The sequence below is a fragment of the Haladaptatus sp. DYF46 genome, from assembly GCF_021083305.1.
GTDB lineage: Archaea > Halobacteriota > Halobacteria > Halobacteriales > Haladaptataceae > Haladaptatus.
The window spans coordinates 179,966-201,152 of the sequence record NZ_JAJFAY010000003.1 but is presented as its reverse complement, the minus strand read 5'-3'; the positions used below and the strand labels follow the sequence as shown (position 1 = coordinate 201,152).

Annotated in this window: 18 protein-coding genes; 14 read left to right on the top strand and 4 right to left on the bottom strand. The window is 58.2% G+C overall.

Annotated elements, in window-relative coordinates:
* Positions 1–68 precede the first annotated feature (68 nt).
* The 4 genes from LJF34_RS16980 (at position 69) to LJF34_RS16965 (ending at position 4,622) form a co-directional block, all read left to right on the top strand.
* Positions 69–431 (top strand): hypothetical protein, encoded by a 363-nt coding sequence (locus tag LJF34_RS16980; RefSeq protein ID WP_231186490.1) that lies wholly within the window; start codon positions 69–71, stop codon positions 429–431.
* 224 nt (positions 432–655) lie between these two features.
* Positions 656–2,065, top strand: coding sequence for a hypothetical protein (locus tag LJF34_RS16975; protein WP_231186489.1), 1,410 nt, complete (start codon positions 656–658; stop codon positions 2,063–2,065).
* A 97-nt stretch (positions 2,066–2,162) separates the two neighbouring features.
* The gene (locus LJF34_RS16970; protein WP_231186488.1) at positions 2,163–3,131 is read left to right on the top strand and encodes a M48 family metalloprotease; all 969 of its coding nucleotides are present in this window, start codon (positions 2,163–2,165) and stop codon (positions 3,129–3,131) included.
* Between the two features lie 150 nt (positions 3,132–3,281).
* On the top strand, positions 3,282–4,622 hold the full coding sequence (locus LJF34_RS16965) for a M28 family peptidase (RefSeq protein ID WP_231186487.1): 1,341 nt from the start codon (positions 3,282–3,284) through the stop codon (positions 4,620–4,622).
* A 518-nt stretch (positions 4,623–5,140) separates the two neighbouring features.
* Here the strand turns inward: LJF34_RS16965 and LJF34_RS16960 are convergent.
* The gene (locus LJF34_RS16960; RefSeq protein WP_231186486.1) at positions 5,141–5,929 is read right to left on the bottom strand and encodes a helix-turn-helix domain-containing protein; all 789 of its coding nucleotides are present in this window, start codon (positions 5,927–5,929) and stop codon (positions 5,141–5,143) included.
* Positions 5,930–6,012: 83 nt separating this feature from the next.
* On the opposite strand from LJF34_RS16960, the gene LJF34_RS16955 reads away from it, so the two are divergent.
* Positions 6,013–6,345 (top strand): SMR family transporter, encoded by a 333-nt coding sequence (locus LJF34_RS16955; RefSeq protein ID WP_231186485.1) that lies wholly within the window; start codon positions 6,013–6,015, stop codon positions 6,343–6,345.
* A 98-nt stretch (positions 6,346–6,443) separates the two neighbouring features.
* Positions 6,444–7,667 carry a digeranylgeranylglycerophospholipid reductase gene (locus tag LJF34_RS16950; RefSeq protein WP_231186484.1) on the top strand — a complete coding sequence of 408 codons (1,224 nt, stop codon included), beginning with the start codon at positions 6,444–6,446 and terminating at the stop codon, positions 7,665–7,667.
* A 972-nt stretch (positions 7,668–8,639) separates the two neighbouring features.
* On the opposite strand, the gene LJF34_RS16945 is transcribed toward LJF34_RS16950, so the two are convergent.
* Positions 8,640–8,870 carry a ribbon-helix-helix domain-containing protein gene (locus tag LJF34_RS16945; RefSeq protein WP_231186483.1) on the bottom strand — a complete coding sequence of 77 codons (231 nt, stop codon included), beginning with the start codon at positions 8,868–8,870 and terminating at the stop codon, positions 8,640–8,642.
* 163 nt (positions 8,871–9,033) lie between these two features.
* On the opposite strand from LJF34_RS16945, the gene LJF34_RS16940 reads away from it, so the two are divergent.
* The 4 genes from LJF34_RS16940 to LJF34_RS16925 all read left to right on the top strand — a co-directional run bounded on the left by LJF34_RS16940 (position 9,034) and on the right by LJF34_RS16925 (position 12,229).
* A complete protein-coding gene (locus LJF34_RS16940) occupies positions 9,034–9,144 on the top strand; it encodes a glutamine synthetase (RefSeq protein WP_231186482.1) in 111 nt (36 codons plus the stop codon).
* A 46-nt stretch (positions 9,145–9,190) separates the two neighbouring features.
* A complete protein-coding gene (locus tag LJF34_RS16935; protein WP_231186481.1) occupies positions 9,191–9,610 on the top strand; it encodes a pyridoxamine 5'-phosphate oxidase family protein in 420 nt (139 codons plus the stop codon).
* A 114-nt stretch (positions 9,611–9,724) separates the two neighbouring features.
* The gene (locus LJF34_RS16930; RefSeq protein ID WP_231186480.1) at positions 9,725–11,815 is read left to right on the top strand and encodes a bacterio-opsin activator domain-containing protein; all 2,091 of its coding nucleotides are present in this window, start codon (positions 9,725–9,727) and stop codon (positions 11,813–11,815) included.
* A 90-nt stretch (positions 11,816–11,905) separates the two neighbouring features.
* Entirely contained in the window at positions 11,906–12,229 is a 324-nt protein-coding gene (locus LJF34_RS16925; protein WP_231186479.1) for a hypothetical protein, read from the top strand.
* 255 nt (positions 12,230–12,484) lie between these two features.
* Here LJF34_RS16925 and LJF34_RS16920 read toward each other — a convergent pair whose 3' ends face one another.
* Positions 12,485–14,572 (bottom strand): alkaline phosphatase PhoX, encoded by a 2,088-nt coding sequence (locus LJF34_RS16920; RefSeq protein WP_231186478.1) that lies wholly within the window; start codon positions 14,570–14,572, stop codon positions 12,485–12,487.
* A gap of 286 nt (positions 14,573–14,858) precedes the next feature.
* Between LJF34_RS16920 and ggt the strand changes: the two genes are divergently transcribed.
* The 3 genes from ggt (at position 14,859) to LJF34_RS16905 (ending at position 20,270) form a co-directional block, all read left to right on the top strand.
* Positions 14,859–16,712: a gamma-glutamyltransferase gene (gene ggt, locus LJF34_RS16915; protein WP_231186477.1), complete on the top strand. Its 1,854-nt coding sequence runs from the start codon at positions 14,859–14,861 to the stop codon at positions 16,710–16,712.
* 140 nt (positions 16,713–16,852) lie between these two features.
* Complete coding sequence (locus LJF34_RS16910; RefSeq protein WP_231186476.1) at positions 16,853–19,837, top strand: M14 family zinc carboxypeptidase; 2,985 nt, start codon at positions 16,853–16,855, stop codon at positions 19,835–19,837.
* A gap of 136 nt (positions 19,838–19,973) precedes the next feature.
* Positions 19,974–20,270 (top strand): hypothetical protein, encoded by a 297-nt coding sequence (locus tag LJF34_RS16905; RefSeq protein ID WP_231186475.1) that lies wholly within the window; start codon positions 19,974–19,976, stop codon positions 20,268–20,270.
* Between the two features lie 257 nt (positions 20,271–20,527).
* Here LJF34_RS16905 and LJF34_RS16900 read toward each other — a convergent pair whose 3' ends face one another.
* A complete protein-coding gene (locus LJF34_RS16900; RefSeq protein WP_231186474.1) occupies positions 20,528–20,821 on the bottom strand; it encodes a hypothetical protein in 294 nt (97 codons plus the stop codon).
* Between the two features lie 30 nt (positions 20,822–20,851).
* Between LJF34_RS16900 and LJF34_RS16895 the strand changes: the two genes are divergently transcribed.
* Positions 20,852–21,109, top strand: a complete 258-nt coding sequence (locus tag LJF34_RS16895) for a hypothetical protein (protein ID WP_231186473.1) — start codon at positions 20,852–20,854, stop codon at positions 21,107–21,109.
* Positions 21,110–21,187 lie beyond the last annotated feature (78 nt).

The window sequence follows — 21,187 nt, the reverse complement described above, 5'->3', positions numbered from 1 at the left end:
CTAAATAAAATCTATTAAATAATTATTCGAGGAAAATATTTATGGTGGTGTCTGGGATACAGATATACATGGCTTCCAACCAATTCAACCTCAAACTCGTCGCCTTCAACGGGATATCAGCTGCACTCGCCGGTGTAATAATGTATTTACTTACGTCAAGTGATACCACGAATTGGACGCTCGTCGCTGGTGGGTTCGTTGGGGCTTCAGTAGTCCTCTTTGCCATTGGATATGCCCTCGACCAACGTCCGCTTTCCCTTACCGGTGGATGGCTCGGAAGCGCGATGGGTGCCGGTTATGTCGTACTATTCCAACCGATACAATCCGGTGACGCGACGACGTTCATCTCGGCGGCCGTCGGGATGATCGTACTCGCTCCAATTTATCAGCGATTCTTTGAAGCGGGTGAGGGAATGTCCGGTGACAATTAGTCACCATGTCTAACGTCGTTCGAATCGCATCGGTAGAACTCAAACGGAGTTGGCGTCAGTTCACGACCGATCGGCGTCAGCTGTTGTACGCTGCACTGTCACTCTGTGCACTGCTTCCAATCGTCGGAGCGATCTTCGTTTTGGCGGACGAATACGCGTACCTACTGCACGCCTATCTAATCCGGGTGGATAGCAGTTTTCTCAGTCAGCAATTGTTCGTACTGATGTCCATTCTCGCGTTCATAGTTTTTTTACGAACGATACAGTCGCTTGGGTCCCCGTCAGCTCCGGATCTCCTCTTGACGACCGTCCCTCCGGAGAGTATCGTTCTTGGTACCCTCGTCGCCGAGTGTATTCGCGTCACTCTGGCCGTCGGAACCCCTCTCGTAGTCGGCTCGGCTCTTATCGCCTTGGAAACCGGTGCGTATAGCATCATACCTTTGTCGGCATCTATCGTCCCGATCGTCGTCTGTTTCGCCGTGGTCGTCGGATATACCGTCGGAATGTTCTGGAAAGCCGTGACAATTCGCGTGTTCAGCCTCGAAAGACGGAGGCGGGTATTCCGAATCGCGGGCGTGGTCGCCGTTTTCGTCGCGATAACGTCCATAACATCGATTCTCGAATGGATCGGTGACACCGTAGCGGTGTTCGCTTCGCTCTCCCCCCTCACGGCCCTCGTCAACATCATCATGCTTCCAACGTCACTGGGGACCGACCCGACGCTCGGGACGTTCGCCTTGGCCGCCACGACACTCCTCATAATCCCCATACTGAGTAGACTCTCGATTCTTCTCGCATCGCTCGTCTGGTTTTCCGACGACTCCCGGTCTTCGGTGGGTGCCTCCCGCAAACCATTCGAGCATACAGTCGCTCGTTTGAATATCGAACCAGCGAAGACAAATCGCCAGCGAGTTGCCGTCACCCAATGGAAACGCGGTCAGCGAAATCCCCACCGATTTTCACATATTCTCTACTCCGGTTTCGTAGTCCTTCCAGCCCTGCTTCCGACTGAAGGTAGCGGTGGATCACTACAGGGGTTACTGCTAATTTTACCTTCCATCCTCGTCGTTTATATCGCGTGGATAACCGGGGCGTTGTTCACGCTCAATCCGATCGGTGATGAGGGCTCGGTGTTAGCTACGTTGCTTACGAGCCCCATCGAGAGAGCGATAATCGTCGACGGAAAGATGCTGGCCGGGTTAGCTGGCGGCATTCCGCTAGTAGTTGTACTCGTCGGAGGAACCGGTTTACTAGGCCCACTGACTATCCGGCAAACTGCACTTCATATCTGCATCGGCTTGCTACTGTCGTTATACGCGACTGCTGTCGCCGTCGGACTGGGAGCATTCTCCCCGCAGTTTCTGGAATCACAAGTACTGACGGGTAGAACGGTAATTCTTCCCAGTACGACCACTCTGAGCGTCTATTCGATGATAGTCGTACCCAGTAGTATCCTCTTTCTCCTGTTTATTTTCATCCCTCGGGCGCTACGACTTCTGCCACCGTTTACCGGTATGACAGGTCCGTCCCTCCAACTCTACGGTTTACCCCTGTTGATCGCGTGGTTTGCCATCTCCGGGGGAACGTGCTACCGGTACGGTATCGAACGGGCTCGAACGTATAGATACGATTGAGTTTCGACTCCCAGAACACTCATCGACTCCGATTCCGTCTCGTGAGCGGTTCGTGATTCTGCGACACCCGTTTGCGTGTGGAGTCCCTACCGAAGCCATGGCAGCGTCATCCCGTCGGCCGCGCGGACTCCCCGTATTGGTCGGAGCGTGGCTGCTCGTTCTCGCTGGTGCCGTCGTCATCGTCGGGTTTCAGGCGATCCGTACGATCATCGCCAGTGCTGACCTTCCGGTGATGTTTCTTTTTGCAGGTGCGAGCGCGCTCGTTTTCGGCTACGTGAGCTATCGGATGAGTACCAAACGTCTCCTCGAACGCCTCGATGTGACTCCCCTCTCGGAAATCCGCGCTCCGGGGATGCAGGCGAGTATCGACCGGTTGACTCGCCGGATGGGTATCGAACGGCCGGACGTCTTCGTCGCGCGCCTCGGTCAGCCCAACGCGTTCGCGCTCGGGAGTCGGACGCTCGTCGTCGACTCCTCGCTCGTTCGGCTGCTGGCTCCCGCGGAACTCGAGGGGGTTCTCGCTCACGAACTCGCCCATCTGGAGGGCTACGATGGTCTCTTCCAGACGCTGGCCATGATTCTCCTCCGGATGGTCGCTACCTTCGTCCTCGTGTTCGTTCTTCCGGCCATGGTCGTCGTCTCACTCTGTTGCTGGGGACTTTCGCTGATCGCCGGTCGACCTGTACAGGGTCCGACCAGTGTCGGGTACGGGATGCGGCGTGGGTTGGTTCGGGTCGTGGTTGGCCTGTTCGTCGCACCGACGCTCGTCCTTCAAGCTTACTCTCGCCGACGTGAATACGCGGCCGACCGGCGGGCGGTGTCCGTCCTCGACGAGCCACTGGCGTTCGCCCGAGCGCTCGAAAAGATTCAGCGCGCGAACGAGCCGCGCGGGCTGTTCTCGTGGTTGTTCCCGACTCGTGACCGACGACGGGACCGAACACCGCTGGAACGAGCGTTCGCGAGTCACCCACCGACCGACGAGCGCGTGAGCCGCGTTCGCGAGGCCGCCAAGACCGCTCTGACGACACACGAGGGGAGCCAGTGGCACCACATCGAAGTCGAATAAGCCCGTTATTCTCGTCGTTCTCGATAGTGCGATTTCGAGAGCACGTAAATGCGCACCCCTCATCGAACCACGTCGAGTGGCGGGTGAGTCGTCTGCGACGCAATTTTCCGAGACACATACTTTTTTCGGTACCACCGCACGACTGCATTCATGCCTCGACTCCCAGACGCCGTCGTTGGTGACGCCTACCGCAGCGATTTCTCGTGGCGGGTGCTCGAAGACCTCGTCGACCTCGAAACGCGGATGGCCGGACAGAAAGAGGAGAAAGAAGGAGCGAAAATACTCGAAGGGTACTTCGAGGAGGTCGGACTTCGGAACGTCCACCTCGACGAATTCGAGATCGACGGCTGGTGGCGCGGGTCGTCTTCGATCGTGACCGGCGGCAGCCACGACCAGCGATACGGGAAGGATTATCAGGTCATCGCGCTCCCGGGGACGCCCGCCGGAACGGGCGACGGTGAACTGGTCGACGTGGGCTACGGCCGACCCGAGGACTTCGAACGGGCCGATTGCGATGGCAACGTCGTCATGGCTTCCAGCGAGACGCCGGACGATTTCGGGCGCTGGATTCACCGGATGGAGAAGTACGTCAGCGCTGCCAACGCCGGTGCGGTGGGGTTCATCTTCCGGAATCACATCGGCGGTTGTCTCCCGCCGACCGGTGAGGTGGGGTACGACAATCGCCCCGGTCCGATTCCGGCGGTCGGCGTTTCGAAGGAACTCGGAGCGCGTCTCACCCGTCACGCCGAGGACGGTGACCTCTCCGTGACGGTGGATGTCGACTGTCGAAACGAGCCTTCGACGTCGGTCAACGCCGTCGGCGACCTCGGACCCGACACCGACGAAATGGTCCTCCTGACGGCGCACGTGGACACGCACGATATCGCCGAGGGCGCGAACGACAACGGTGCAGGAAGCGTACTCGCGACCGAGGCCGGCCGTCTCCTCGCACAAATCGAGGATGAACTCGAAACGCGGGTCCGCGTGCTCGTCTTCGGGTCGGAAGAAATCGGACTACAGGGCGCGTACCACGCGATGAACACGTACGATCTCAATGCCGTCAAGTGCATCGTCAACATCGACGGCGCGGGTCGAGACCGGACCCTCTCGGTAAACGCGAACGAGTTCGACGAAGTTCTCGACGCGTTCGAAGCGGTGACGGACGAACGGTCGATTCCCCTCGTCTCCAGCAACTCCGTCTCACCCCACGGTGACCAATGGGCGTTCGTCCAAGAGGGCGTCCCCGGCGTGATGGTCTCCTCGACGAACCCCGACAAGAGCGGTCGTGGGTGGGGACATACGCACGCCGATACGCTCGACAAGATCGATATCCGCGACCTTCGCGAACACGCAGTTACCATCGCAGACGCCGTCTGTACACTCACCGAGGCCGACCGTGAAGTCCCCAGTCGCTCCCGTGAAGACACGCGCGATCTGATCGACGACGGATACGAAAAGGAACTCAAACTCGGCGGTCGCTGGGCGTACTGAGTCCCTATTTTTCTCCCGACGTATCCGTATCGGGCCCTTATTCCCGCTGGGAGATGGTGTTGGTGGTCGCGTGTGCGAATATCTCAGACTGTCCCTTGAGATCATCTCTTTTAGATGTGTAGATATCCCTTTAATCGGGTGTACAACGAGTGAACGCCTGTTGGTGAGTGGCGACTTTGGTTCAAGCAGTCCGAACGTCATGAGTGAGCTAAAATATTCACTCGGATCTGCTTTCGAGCTTCGATCGGGTTACAGACCGGTAGGTCGACGAAATCGTGCACTTTGGGTGCTATAGCCGTTGCAGTCTCATCTACGGCATACACCCAGAAGTTGAGACTAGTGCGGTCAATGCATGCATTCATAACAAATGGGGATTCGAGGTTATTGGATACTTATCGCTAGGAAATTGGGAGTAGGAAAAAGCGCGGCAAACGGTTGTTGATCTCCAGAAGCATGATTTAGACGGAGAAGACAGGAAACTAGGGTACGAGACGATGTAGCGCTTCAGAATCGCTCGGTTACTCGAGGAAAGGATCTGCAGTAGCCCACAGGTGTTGGAAATACCTCTCAAACTCTTTGACGACGTGCGAGTCTTTGATTCCTAGCACCCCGATCCGGTCGTCACCGGCCACTGGATGTGGGATATCAATGGTTGTCTCTACTCGATCGATCACATCAAAAGAAAGCACGACCTCGGGGATCGTTCTAATAGTCACGTCTGCCGATTGACCATTAATCAGGCGCGGGAATCTATCAGGAAGTACAGTGACTACCTTTTCACTCAACAGGAGATCAACTGTGAGATCCGCATTAGCACCATCAAAAAATGCCCCTACTTCGATTTGGAGTGTTTCCCACGTCGTATTTTCATACGGTGTCCCGACGATCGCGTGGACAAAGTCTTCCGCAGTTCGCATATGTTGCTGAAGAGCTGTGCTCATCTCCTCGCTCCCGAGCGATCCGAGCCAGAAACTACTCTCGGCAGGCGGTGTCGGCAGTAGGTTTGAGCGGACGGTTTCAGCCCGCTTTCGATAGCGATTCCACTCTTGTTTCAGTTCATATGTTCTCTCGGCTAGAAGCCTGTCAACAACGATTTCTGGCTGTACGGCGACGTACTGTTTTGGGTTGTTTGATTGCATCCGGATCAGTTTGCGAGCTTCGAGGCCGTTGAGCACATCGTAAATACGGCCTTTCGGAACGCCACTACTCTCGGAAAGGTCAGCTGCGGTTACTGCTCCTGTCACTAGCAGTGTCCGATATACTTTCTCCTCGTAGCTTGAGAGACCAAGTTCGCCCAATTCCGTCATAGGTTATCGTTGTAAGTCCAAACGAATTGTAAGTGGTGTTTTGTTTCAATAATCTCATATCGGTGACTCCCTGATCTATCGCTATGAATCCGTACGTGCTGCTTGCTGGTGCAATACTCTCCGAACTTCTCGGAACGACTGCCCTCAAACTTTCAGATGGATTTTCCCAACCAGTTCCCAGTCTTGGTGTCGTCGTCGGATATGGAATCGCTTTCTATCTTGTATCTCTGACCCTTGAAGAGCTACCGATCGGTGTCGTCTATGGGACATGGGCAGCATTGGGGGTCGTTGGTGTCGCAACGATTGGTATTGTTCTTTTCGATGAGCCAATAGATATAGCAGGGGTTATCGGAATTCTCCTCATCATCGGTGGTGTGTACTGCGTTAATGTCGTCTCACAAATGTCTGCTCACTAATGGTCTAACCGGAGTACTAGTCCGAGTGGAAAACAACCCGAAAGTGGCACTGTGTTTCAATATCTTTTCATCTTCATTTCGTCATTTATGTATCAGGGATGCACAATCATTACGACGTAGTAATCGCTGGCGCAGGTCCAGCGGGAGCACAATGTGCACGAGATCTCGCTGAACGTGGATACGATGTAGTTGTCTTGGAAACCGAGGTAGAAGAAGAGTTCCCAGCCCAGAGCAACAAGTCCACCGGTGGAACGTTCGCGTCGATGATGACCTCCTTCGGTATCCCGGATGATGTAGTCATGCATGCGACCGATTCAGTGGTTATTGAGTCTCCTAACGAGCACTTCATCCAAAATCAGCCGGGGTTTGTCTTGGAATTTGCCGAGTTCAAGACGTTTCTCGTCGAGGATGGCCGCGAAAAGGGCGCTGAGTATCTCTTTGATGCCCGTGTCCGTGATCCGATCGTCGAAGACGGGGATGTTGTCGGTGTGCGGTATAATTCTGACAAGGAAGTGTACGGCGATCTCGTCATTGATGCTACGGGGCCGGCAGCGCCATTGGCTAAAGACTTGGGTGTAGTCAATCTTGAGCGAGCGAACCACGCGATTGGCATCGAGTACTTGTTTGAGGGCGTTGATCTCACTCACCCTGATTTCGCAGATCTCACTGATGCGATGATGTTACGGCTGGATCATGAGTATGCTCCTGGCGGCTATTCATGGATCTTTCACACTGGTGGGGATACGGCAAAAGTTGGTGTTTGCTATCTCCAAAACGAACGCTACCAAAAGCATGCTACCCAAAGTCGGACAGTTGACGGTTACCTTGAACACTGGCTTGACACTGATCCGCGCTTGAAGAACGCCGGACGAATTGCGGATAATCAGGTTCGCGGTTCTGCGCATGTTCAACATCCGAGTTCGATGAGCACTGATTCGTTCATGGCGATTGGTGATACCGTTCCCTCAGTCGATCCAGTGTGGGGAGAGGGTGTCTACAAATGTATGAAGTCAGCCCGTGCGGCCGCGATGACAGCCGATCGTTGTCTTACTGGGAGAATAGACACATCTGCCAGCGAGATGGCGGTGTATGATGACCTCTGGAATGAGCAGGTTGCGCCTCGTCAGAGTCGTCGCCTTATGATGACGAGGCTGCTGTATCTTGCACCAAATGGACGGTACGACCGACTCATGCAGGATCTAAATAAGCTCAATCGCAACACGCTCTCAGAGATTAATAATGGCAATAGGCGTGAAATTGTCAAACTGTTATATCCTCGTGACTTAGCTTTCCTCTGGAAATACTGGCGAGAACTATACTGAGAGTCAGTTTGAAGCGCTTGCAGAAGGATGGATTGGCTGAAATTGTGCGTTCTGGCCCCTCTATACCTGCTGTAGTCTCATCTTCTCGTACACCAATTTGATATCGCACAATGGAGTTTATAAATGTCTCAAAACGACGTTTCAAGCGGTTCGGGTGGCTCTACTATGCAATCCCGACCAACGAGAGGATAATCAAACCACTTCCAATTACATGACTAAGCGGAAGTGGATGCCTCCCGGTATCCCGAACTAATCGATGCACAAACGCTACTCACCAAATCTATGAAAAAGAAGGCGACCCGATTGGAGCCCTGTTCATCGGCCGCGCTCACCCTTACCCACCCGGAGATGTGAACGCATCGTCTCGCCTCGAATCCGTTCATAGATGATAGCCGAATTCCGCTCAATAGGTCTGTTCGTAAATGTCCGGGGTAGGAAGGCCGGCATCGACAGCGGCCCGAGCGTTCCTGACTTCGCGTTTAGCAACCTCCCGAGTCACCCGGTCTCTGAATCGTTTTACTACTCGCCGAGCATCGAGAGCATATACAGCAGCGGTTTGTCCGCTTCCGACGCGTGAACCTACATCAATTCGGTACTCTGTTCGCGGAGCGGGGGTAAAAATGGTCGCGAGCGTTCGAGACGCACTGATAGCCGACGGTGATTACGTTCCCCGTTCTGCACAATTCGATAGGAGATTCGCGCCCTTGAGTCGGCACGAGTCGGAATTCTGCTCCATACCCTCACAATCGCGAGTGACCAAGGGCGGATCGCCGGGGGCGGCGATCCGTAAAATTTCCATCACCGAAGAACGACCGTTTCCGTGCCCAAATATGGGGTGCGGGAACGCTCGCGGCTCGTCTACCGTTCGTATCGTAAACTCCGTCCGGACCGGAGCAGTCACTACTGCGAAGCCATCGAGCGCCTTCCGTCAATCGCCCAAACGATCGGATATCGCGCGCTCACTCCGTATCCCTATAGCGGGTCATCTTGATAGCTGGCCGGGTCCTGCTGGTCGTTGACGGCTTGTGTAAAGAGGTTCTCGCCCATCTCCTCTTCGCCCTCGCCGGTGGGCGCGTGAGCCGACACACCGAGCGTGAGGAGTTCTTCGATCGCCTGTTCTCGATTCAGGAAATCACCTTGGTCGACGAAGCGATCGATATCGGAGTCGATACGGTCGGGGAGGTCTACCTCGAATGTAACCATACGCCCACTCATAATCGAGGGCAGATTAATTCTCTGGTCTCCGTTCTTTTCCCGCTTTGCAACTCGGTGAACGTCGACGTTTTCGCTTCGAGAACGTTCTAACCCGCTATCAATTCCGACGGCGGGAAAACGATCGTTGAACCGGTCGTCCGTCCGCGGAACGATGGGGAGCGAGCTTCATCGAACGTACGTTGCGGTGAAACGAGCGACGTGGGACGACGCGATGAGCGCCGTAACCGACTGGGACGTCGATACGTACACTCGACTCTACTAGCGGTGTTCGGCTATCAAGCTTTGACGATGGAGCGCGAAGGGTGGATATGAGCATTTCATCCGACGCGGAAGAACTCATCGGAGATGCGAAGCTCATGGCCCACCTCGCAACCTCGGTCGACGACCGACCACACGTTGCCCCCGTCTGGTATGCCTACGACGATGGAGAACTCTTCGTCCTTACCGGAGGGAAGAAGCTGGCGAACATCGAGGAGAACCCTCGAGTTGCGATTTCGATCGAGAAGAACTCCGACGGGGATGCGGAGTGGATGGTCTCCCTGCTGGGAAGTGCGACGATACACGAGGAGTCCGAACGAATCAACGAAGCGGCACGCGAGATATTCGCGAAATATCTGGGTCCCGATGAGGAAGCGTGGCCGGAATACTATCGCCAATCGCTCACCGACGACCCGCCGAACACGCTGCTCGAAATCCAAGTCGCGTCGGCGACCGCGATGCAGCTTTAGTTACGAGTACGCGCGAAACGTGCTTTCCGTACCTCTTCTCGGCAACGATTAACGGATCGCTATGTGATACCAAGACAAACGGTTATGGGTACTGGATACACATTGCACCACGTAATGGCTCACTCGGATGAGTCCGATACGGACGGGATACATTCCGATCGGAGTTCGCTCATCGATGGGGACGCGGAATCGGCGTTCTTTCGAACGTTGATAGTGGAGGCATGTGAACCTGTTCTCACGCTCGATACGTCGGGACGGATACGCTTCGCAAATCGAGCGGCTGAAGAACTCTTCGGGTACGACGTCGCGGAGCTAACCGGTTCTCGAATGCGCATGCTCTTCCCGCCGAGGGACGACCGATTCTGTGTCGATGCGTTCGAGGAGGCGATTCACGAAGCGGCGCAGGTGTCGGAATCGATCCACCGGACGACGTTCGAGTGGGTCGGGCGTACCGCAAACGGGAAACGGTTTCCCCTTCGGTTCTCGTTTACCGAACAGGACTACGGAGGCGAGCGATTTTTCACGGGAATCGTTCGGGATCTTACCGAACGGGAGGAACGCCGGAAGCGACGCCGGGACGGCGAAGCGCGTTTCAGACAGATCGCTGAACACATCGATAGCGTCCTCTGGATGTCGGACGCCGACCTCTCCACAATACTGTACGTGAATCCGGCCTACGAAGACGTGTGGGGACAGTCACGGGAATCGCTCTACGAAGACTTGGAAACGTATATCGAAGTCATCCATCCCGATGATCGCGCCCGGGCCGAGCAGGTGCTTCTCCAAATGATGCGCGATTCGAAGGCGGGTACGCTCCAGAGCGAGTACACCGCGGAGTATAGGATCGTCCAGCCCGACGGGACGGTTCGCTGGATTGCGGACACCAGTTTTCCCGTTTACGACGAGACCGGTGATCTCCATCGATTCGTCGGGATCGCGGAGGACACGACACGCCAGAAGCGACGTCAGTCCGCGCTCGAACGCCAACGCGAAATCCTCCAGACGATCTCCAAGATCAACGCCGTCCTCAGACAGGTCAACAAATCCGTAGTCGAGGCCACGACCCAAAGCGAAATCGAAACGCTGGCTTGCGAATCCATCGCAAACTCCGACCTGTATCGGGCGGCCCTCATCAGCGACCTCGAACCAGCAACGGACGGAATCACCATTCGGAACGCTTCCAACGTCGAAGCGTCGTATCTCGACGCGATTCGCGACGCGGACTCGGAGGACACGGAACGAGGTGCAGCGGCGCAGGCGCTCGAAACCGGGGACATTCAGGTCGTCAACGACATCGAGACGGATCCCGAATTTCCGACGTCGGTCCGTCGAGCAGCTTTATCGCAGGGATACCGCCTGGCCATTTGTGTGCCGCTCAGCTACGGGGAAACGACGTACGGCGTCCTCGTCGTCTACGGCTCCCAAACCAAGCTTCTCAGCGATAGGGAACGGAAAATCTTCGACGAGCTCGGCGCGACGCTCGGCTACGCGATTTACACCATCAAGATGCAACAGCTCCTCTTTACGGACCGGGTCGTCGAGCTCGAGTTCGATTTCACCGGAACGGACGCGTTCTTCTTCACCGTTTCCGACGAACTCGACTGCCAGCTAACCCTCGATGCCGTTGTGCCGACCTCGACTGAGCGCCTTCTCTACTACGTCACTGCGAGCGACGTCGATTCCGAGGACGTGCTTACCTGTGCCAACCGCTCTCCGAGAGTCGAGCAGGCGAGGTGCATCAGTACGCACACCGAGAGCAGTCGGTTTGAATTCCTGTTCAAAGGGGACGAACCCGCCCTACAGCGACTGATAGAACTCGGAGCGCACATCCACTCGGGTCGTACCACGAACGGCGAAGGCTCCCTCGCCATCCGCGTCCCCGCAATGACCGAGGTGCGGCCGTTCGTCGATGCCATGCAGACCATGTATCCGGAGGCCCGGCTCGCGGCGAAACGCGAGTTCGAGCGGTCGATCGATTCTCCGACGGAGTTTCGCAAGCAACTCCAAGAGCGGTTGACGGACCGCCAACGCGAAGTCGTACAGATGGCGTATCACGGTGGATACTTCGAGTCCCCGCGAAAGAGTACGGGCGAGGAGTTGGCCGGAGCACTTGGTATCTCACCACCGACGTTCCATCAACACCTGCAAGCGGCCCATCGAAAACTCTTCACCGCGATCTTTACGGAAACGTCGCGGTCGTCCTGATTCGCGGGTGCGCATTCGCAGCGGGTCACCAGCGAGTACCTAATTGATAAGGTATCGGGTTTCTATGGCTAGAACTGGTTTACTAGCTCAATGTCATCTACGAACGTCGATAATCGACGACTTTCCGTCGAAACGATTCACGAACTGTTGGCCGACCGCCAACGACGCCTCGTCCTCGTTCACCTCCACGAAACGGATAAATCCACCTTCCCCCTCTCCGACCTGGTCGAGGTTCTTCAGGTCGGGGAGGACGAAGAGTCGAAGCGACGGGCACGAATCAACCTGCTTCACAAACACCTGCCGAAACTCGCGGATTACGACATCGTCGAGTACGACCGCCAGGACGAGGCCGTACGCTATCGCGGGGATACCCAACTCGAAACGCTCTTCGAGATCAGTACGTTCTATGAGTAGCGTAGCGATGAAGCGCTTCGACCGGATTATTGTTCTCGAACGTGATTGTTTTATTTTCTAATTGCACCACAAAGCATTTACCATGCCCGGTGAAGCTACGTATTGTGGCGAGGCAGCCTCCGACATACCCTTCATGAGGCATTCGCTGGGTCTGGCGCCATCACTCCCGACTCACCCCGCCCCGCCACCTTTTCCACGACGACCGAACGACCCGCCGAGAGGAATCCGTCGCTTCGCACGCTCAGGTGCGCGAAGCTAACAGCCGTCTGGCGTGTAAATCCAGATCATGTTGTCGTTCTCGTGTCCTTCGTTGCTCGTATCCTCGCCGATGATGACCCGTTTGTCCCGCATGACCACGAGGTTGTCCGGATTGGAGATGACGTTCTCCTCCTCGAAATCGTCCCCGGTCACGAGGTCGGACGCGGCCTTGCCGAGTTTCTTCATCCCGCCGCCGCTCGTCCCGTTCTCGTCTTCCTCCGTCGGGTTGTACCCGCAATCGGGACAGACGCTGCTCTTCGAATCCGGTCGCGCGTCGTACGGACAACCGCCGCAGATGTTCGCGTTCGGCCCGCCGACGACCGCGGGTTCCATCCGCGAAACGTCGTAGTCGGCTTCCAGCGGCAGGCGGTAGACCGCACCCCACTCGTCGCCAGCAAGTTGAATGTCTCCCTTCACGTCGTTCATCGTCTTACTCGTCTCCGAAATCGCCATGTAAAGGAAATCCTCACCCGGAACGGCTTCGGTGCGGATGTTGAGGCCCTCCATCTTGCGGAACTCGTCCGTCGCACCGACGGCCGCGGCCGCCCGTCGGGTTTCGAGGAACGGGACGCGACGGAGGTCCTCGTCGATACAGCCGATTCCGCCGTCCTCGTACTGTGCGGCCCACGCGTCGACTTCGTCCGGCGTGATGTAGAACGGATTCCCGTTCTCCTCGACGTAAGCGTCGATGTCCGCGAGGCTCGCGTCGTCTAGCGTATCGACCTCCGCTCGAATCGCGAGGTAGTCCGCCTGCGTGACACCATCGTACTCGGCTATCCACGATTCGATTTCGTCGAGGTCGGCGTGTCCGAGCGGTATCCAGTCGAGTTCGAAACCGACTTCGGCGGGGTTGCCGTTCAGTTTGCCTCGTTGGTTCGCCTTGGCGACGTACAGCGTCCCTTTCGAACCGTACTCCGTGACGTCACCCCGTCCGGCCACGTCCTCGTCGGCGACGAACTTGTAGAAACACTTCCCAGTGCCGTCGGAACTGGTGTACGCCGTCCGCTGGTCGGGCATGACCACCGCGACTTCGTGTGCCGCGCGGCCGAACGTGGTCAGTTTCGTGGCCTCCACGTCGGTCACGTCGTCGGCGGTCGGATTCCCCATCGCGACGATGTGGCCGTACCGGTACGGGTTCGCGTACGTGTCGGAGATGAGCGTCGCCGTTCCGTTCTCGGGTACTTCGACTTCCTCACCGTCCCGTGTTCCGCCGAGATACAATGCCTGCTTCTCGACGCCGTTGAGGCCGAAGCTCCCCTGCACTCCGTCCTCAGAGATGCTGGGACTGTCGCTGATGGTGGCCGGTTTCGGCCGATTCCAGAACCGAGTGGCCGGGTGTGAGTACTGTTCTTCCGCGCTCATCGGGATTCCCTCGGGGCTGACGCTCCCGAAACAGTTGATGTTCGTCCCCTCGACGCGGCGGAGGGGTTTGTCGACGTTTTCTACGCCGACGACCTCCCAGCCGCCGTTGTTCCCGCGCTGACGGAGGTGAAGCCGGGTTATCATCCCCGGTTGGGTTTCGAAGTTGGTGAACAGATAGCCCTCATCCTCCATCTCGTCGTCCGGCACGAAGCCGTTGAAATCGGGCCAGTACCCGTATTCGGAGTACTCCGACCCTTCGAGGTCGCCGACCGGCGTTCCGTCCGGCGTGGTCGGGATGCCGAGCGACTCGCCGCTGTCGGTTTCCTCGCCGCCCTGTGCGAGGACTTGGTAGCTCCCCCGCGCCAACCGAACGTCCCCCGCCTGTTCCTCGTTTTCCGAGGGTTGTACGCTCGGAAAATCCCGTGGGAGGTCGTTCATATTCACCCCGACGACGGCCCCGATGGTACCCTCGTTGTACGGGTCGTCGTTCTCGCGGCTCGGGTGTTGGACGTTGAAGAAGAACTGCCCCTCCTCCGTGACGTACAGGCCCGTCACCTCCGCACCGGCGGCGCTCGTCGCGAATCGATGGAGGGTCCCCTCTTCCTCGTCCTCGTGACCGTGACTCGCCGGATTTCCCGTCATCGTTCCCGTTCCTGCGTGGCTGAGGAAGGCTGTCGATGCGGTTGCGGCTAGTACCCCTCTGCGGGTGACCTTTTTACCCATATATTCGTGAAGGTTGTATCAATACATATAATTATTCTAAATAATAGTACATAATATAATAATGGCGATTTTAAATATAATAATTTCAATGCTCCTACTCATTAGTTACTTCCCCGAACAGCGAAGAGACAGTGCCTACCACGACCCTTCGCGACGGAAGTGGGAGACGTTTAACATTGGGTTGGCCGTTCTCGAACCAAATATTAAATCATCATTCTAACCTTCAATTCTTAGTATCTAAATTAATAAAATATACTTATCTGACTCAAATCCATATAGCGATTGGATGGATGGAGAAAACGATGCGGAGCGGGGACGCTCCGATACGACACCGACTGGAGAGGGCGGAAGTACCAAACGGCGAACGTTCCTGAAAGGGTCGATGGCGACCGTCGGCGCGAGCGTCGCCTCCGTGAGCGCCGGCGAGGCGTCCGACGACGGGAGTCGCGTGAAGCAAGGGTCGGGGAACGTCGCAACGGCTACCGGCGACGAAATGGTCGCGACGGTTCATCCGCAAGCGACGCGGGTCGGTGCGGACGTCCTCGCCAACGACGGCAACGCGGTCGATGCCGCGGTTGCGACGCAGTTCGCGCTCAACGCCGTCCAACCGCACAGTTCCGGAATCGGTGGCGGCGGCTTCATGCTCGTTTACTCGGCCGACGAGGACGTCGTGTACGCGGTCGACAACCGCGAAAGAGCGCCGCTCGGTGCCACGCCCGAGATGTTCCTCGACGACGACGGGGAGCCGATTCCGTTCGAGAAACGACACACCAGCGGACAGGCGGTCGGCGTCCCCGGAACGCTCCGCGCCTGCGACGTCGCGCTCAAGCGGTTCGGTTCGAAATCGCTGGCGGAACTCATCGACCCCGCGATTTCGCTCGCGTCCAACACCTGTCCTCGGGTGACGGTCGACGCCCCGCTCGCGGAATCCATCGCCAACAACGTGGACCTGTTCAACGACGCCGCGCGTTCGGTGTTCGCTCCGAACGGCGAGCCGCTTCAGGAGGGAGATCCGCTCGTGCAACCGGATTTGGCGAAGACGTTCCGTCTCATCCGCGACGACGGCATCGGCGCGTTCTATAAGGGCGAAATCGCGGAGGCGACCGCAGAAACGGTGCAGGAAAGCGGCGGCAGTATGACCGTCGACGACCTCGCGGGGTACAACGTGACGATGGACCACCCCGAGCACGTGGAGTTCGGGGACGTGACGGTTCGGACGATGTCCCTGCCGAGTTCCGGCGGGTTGACCATCGGCCAGATTCTGAAACTCGTCGAACCCTTCGACCTCGGGCAGTACGATTCGCGGTCCTTCGAGCGCTATCACGCGCTCATCGAGGCGTTTCATCTCGCCTACGCGGATCGCGGAGCGTACATGGGCGACAAACTGTTCGTCGACGCCCCGTGGCAAGGGCTTCTCGACGAGGAGTACGTGAAGCGACGACGCCGACTCATCTCCTTCGACGAGGCTGGACCGGAGCGCTCGCCCGGCGACCCGTGGTCGTTCCAACCGGGAAACCCCTATCGGGTCAGTCCGCTCGGGGATTCCGGGACGAGCGAGCGCCCCGCGACTGACCTCCGCTCCGACAGGGGGCAGACGACGCACTTTACGGTCGCGGACAGCGACGGAAACCTGGTCTCGTGGACCAGCACCATCGAGCAGTTCTTCGGGACGAAGATGATGGTGCCCGGCTACGGATTTATGCTGAACAACGAACTCACCGACTTCGATGCGATCCCCGGTGGTCCGAATCAAGTACAGCCGAACAAGCGACCGCTGAGCAGCACGAGTCCGACCATCGTCTTCCGCGACGGCGACCCGTACATGACGGTCGGCTCACCCGGTGGCAAGACCATCATCACGACCGTCGCACAGGTTCTGCTTAACGTCGTCGAGTACGGAATGAGCCTTCAGTCGGCGATAGATGCACCGCGTCTCTATGACGACGTCGACCCGGCAGTGTACTGGGAAGACGGCGTTCCCGAAAACGTTCGGCAGAAGCTACGCGCCCGCGGTCACGCGTTGAACGACGACCCCACGCAACTCGGCAACGTGCAGGCGATTCGCGTGCTCGATTCCGGGAAATACCGGGGCGCGGCGGACGGGCGACGGAACGGTGCTGTATACGACGGCTCGGGGTAGTCGGCCATCGACCGACATGAACGATATTTTTTAGGTAATTGTACTAATATTAGATAATTATTAATACTGAAAGTAAGTAACGTACGGTGGCACTTCCGTGCCGTGTTATCAAGTGCACGACACGTACTCACGCAACTGAGTTGGACCGTTCGAAAGACATCCCGATTTCGCGACGGCAGTTCGTTCGACTGTCCGCCGCGACGGCCGGTGCGGTGTCGCTCTCGAAAGGCGTCGCCGCCGATTCCACGTCGTCAGCGACGACCGAACTCTACGATTTCGTCCGCGACCACGTCGAGGAGGGATACGAAATTCCGACGTTGGTCGTCCTCGACCGACCGGCGTTCGAAGCGCTCGAACCCTACTCGGACGACTACTTCCGGACGACGACGAACCCGGAAACCGCGGCGTGGCTCCGATTGACGCCGGATGAAGCGAGAGACGTGGCCGAACTCGACGCCGTCGAGACGCTGAAGTACTCGCCGGGGTCGAACCCGTTCTGGCGACTCGGCGACTACGCGAACGGCGTCTTCCCGTCCGTCGACGACAGCGTTGATTACATTGACTACGAACAGATGGTCGACGGGGTTCACCACCTCGCGGACGAGTACGACGACCGAGTTCGCGTCCGGTCGTGGGGGCGGAGTCCGGGACACGAGAACCTCTTCGAGGAGACGGCGTCCGACCCGCAGGAACTGTGGGTGGTCGAGGTGACGAACGACATCGACCACGAGCGGGCGTTTCGGGAGAAGGAGAAGGTTTTCTTCTCGCTGAGCATCCACGGCGACGAGCGGTCCGGAGCGGAGGCCGGTTCCCGATTCATCGAGCGATTGCTCGAAGGAAACGAGCCGACGGTGGAGGCCATGTTGGACGACGTCGTGTTGCTGTTCGCGTACACGAACCCCGACGGGTTCTCCGCGCGTCGGCAGGAGTATCGCGTCAACGACGACCCGGTGGGCGACTCCGAACCGGAAAACAACTCCTTCAAACGGGTGACGGGGACCGGTGTCGACCCGAACCGCGGGTATCCGACCGTCGGTTGGATCAACCCGTCGTATTATCCCGCCGAGCCCGATGGACGCGACCTGCGGAACGACGACCCCGGCGTCGACGAGGACGTTCCGACGTCGCCGAAGGACTACGAGGAGATAGTGCCCGACTCGCTCGACATCGTCGAAGCGCTTCGCGGCTACGACAACCTCAACTACGGGTCGGACCTCCACGGCATGTTCTGGTCGTCGAACTTCATCGAGGGGCTCATCGTGAACGACCAGTACGATCACGGCGAACTCCACGACATCTACGAACTCAACCGACGGACGAACAGTCGGGTCGAAGACGAAATCGGCACCGACCTCGACGATCGCCGCGACCGGTTCGAGGCGCTGAACAGGGAGTACCTGATAGACGGGTACGACGTCCCTCCGGAGGACGTAGACCGGTACGATACCCCTGTACCGGAAGCAGCCTACGAATATGGTACCATCTTCGACACGATTCAGTACACGACCTCGGGGACGCTCATCAGTTGGATGAGCCACCCGGAGGAACAGGGCGGCCTCGGCGTCTCCATGATGGCTCACGAGATGGGCTGGGACAATCGCGTGTTCGACCGAATGGTGTTTCGCCCGTGGTTGGTCGACCTGCAGGTGCGCGGCTTCCAGGAGGCGATTCGAACCGTCACCGAACACGCGGCGACCGAGGTGACGGCCGACATCCAGACCGGAGAGGCGACCACTGCGTACGTCGAAACCGATTCCCTCACGCGCCGTTCGAGCGCGCTCTCGTTCGAAGCGACCGATACGACGACGGCCAGCGAATCCGTCGAGGTCGGCAAGGAGTGGACCGCATCCAGCGTTTCCGTTCCGGACGGGGCGCACGCACTCTCGGTCGCGGTCGATTCACCGAGCGGTCCCGTCCGCACGAAACTCCGCGACGCGAACGGGAAGGTCGTGCACTCACACGAATCCGATGGCGAACGCCCACGGCGGACGGTCGAATGGTCGGTTCCATCGCCGTCTTCGGGCGAGTGGACGGTCGAAGTGAAAACGCTCGGCGGCGAACGGAAGAAACGGGCGACCGTCAATCGAGCGGTCGTCGGCGGTACCGAAGACGACGTGACCTCCCCCGACCCGGAGTCGGTCTTCGGCTACGAACAGCGGAGCTACAGCGTCTCGCCGCTCGCATACTTCCGCGATTACGCGGCGTACATGGATGGAAAAAAGGGGTGGGGACACGGTGGATGGGGCGATCACCACGGTCACCGAGGGGGCCACGGACACCACGGCCCTGACGGACGTGACGGTCATTGGGGAGGACGTGATCACGACGAGCGCGGGGATGGACGCGATCGCCACGGGGAACACCCACACCGCGGTCACCGGGACGGAGACGGACGCGGAAGGCGAGGGAGACACGGTCACGGCGGGAGATGGCACGGCAACGGCAATCACACGTGCGCGATGACGGGGTTGACCGTCGAAGACATCAAAGACGGCGCGCTGTTTCGCGGCCGAAGTCACAAACTCGCCGTGGAAAACCTCGTCGTCTCCCACGCGGAGGGTACCGACGACGACGCGTACGTCGCCGAACTCGACCGGTTCGTCTCGAACGGGGGGAATCTCGTTCTCACCGATGCCGGCGTCGCCCACCTCGGAGCGCTCGACAACGACTTGGCCGCCGGGATTACGGCGGACGACGTTATCACGTTCGAAAGCTCGATTCCGCACTTCGACGCGCGGAACGACGACCACCCGCTGTTGACGGGAACGCGGAACGTCCAACGCGAACTGTACAACGTCCCCCCGCTCGGCTATCCGATAGCGAATGCACCCGCAACAGGGGTCGTGCCGACGGCCTTCGAGAACGCCGGTGGAACGGTCGCCGGGATTACCGACGGCCAGCGGCGTCTCGTGACGGCGGGGTCCATCGGCCGCGATGACGGCACCGGTATTCACGTTCTCGGGGGAATGATACCACCCGCTTACCAACGCGCGGTACACCCGTTCGGAATGTTGGAGTACACCACGACGTTCCTGGGTCACACAGTCCTCACGAACGCGCTCGGGTTCACGCAGCGTCGGTACGTGAACGGCGAACTGGTCGAAGCGTTCGGCACGCTCGATTGAACCCCGGTCGAGTGCCCGACTTCGTCGGTCGGTCGATCAACTCCGACCTACCCGCGTTGGGTTCCGTATACTAACTTACTGTCAACTGCACAATCACAGGTATTGATATCGCGTGCTATCTTTTAGCAAGGTGTCGATGTCCATCGAAGGTGCCGATCAGGAAGTCTGGGAGGACTCGCTCGTCCGAACAGCGGATACTCGTCTGGCTGACCTTCTCCTATTGGAACAGAGTCTGAAAATGCTCTCGTGGTTTCTGATCGGCGGTGTGTTCGTCGGTTTAGTCGTCGTTCGGCTGCTGGGAACGTATCACGTTCCGCTCGGACTACTCTTCCTCTCGTTTTTGGGGCAGGGGTGCTTCCTCGTCGGAATCTACTATCTGACCCAGATACGTATCCCCTCGAAGGACCGTTCGATACACGACTCGGCGGAGTAAGGAGAACGGATTGCGGACAGTCGTTTCGCCGACCACTTTCAATCCCCTGCGACAGGCGCTCATCAAGGCGATAATGCGTGGTTTCCCTCTCGTGCGACTAGCTACCAACATTCAACATGGTTTTATACTGCCATCCGGTGGAGGGATAATACGCGAGGATGTCACCCCATGATACTTCCGCTGACGTGATCATCTCCGTCACACGAGCATAACGCGACCGACCGAAGCGACGACACCGATGTCGTATCCCCCTGCAATCACGACAACCATGACCGGAAAATTTTCGCATTCCGCTCGACCACGGCCGAGCGCGGGAGTCGGGCGATGAAGTGAACCCCATCTCCCGACTCGGTTGCCGACCGACTCGCCGTCGGTGCCCCCGAAAGCGGCGGCGATGAGGACGTTCGCTCCTCCGAAAATCGGTCCGCAAACACCGCCTTTCCACCGGGACGACGCCGCACCGTACTATCGGTAGCGGCGTCGCCGTCGGTGCCGAATCCCGATGTTCCAGCAGAGACATCGTCGGCGGAAATACACCCGTCGAATCGCACGCCTACCGACTTGAATACAGGTATACATCCATGAAACAGTTGCTCACGAGACGCTCGCCACACGAACGAACACAGCAGACGACCACCCGGCCACCACCCGTCCGAAGCGACACGATAAACGTGGCCGTCGTGGCGGTGCTCGGACTCCCCGTCATCGCGGTGTACGCACTCATATTGAGTGCTGCACCCACCCTCGCAGCGATAGTCGCGGCGTTCACAGCGGTCGTTACGCTTCCAATCGTCGGCCCCTACGTCGTCGTTCGGGTCGTGACCCGCTGGGTCGAATGACGGGATTCGACTCCCGCCGCGATTGCCGAAATCCAAACCCTCTCCGCGCTCCGTCGCAAATCGTTCATCAAGTCCCGA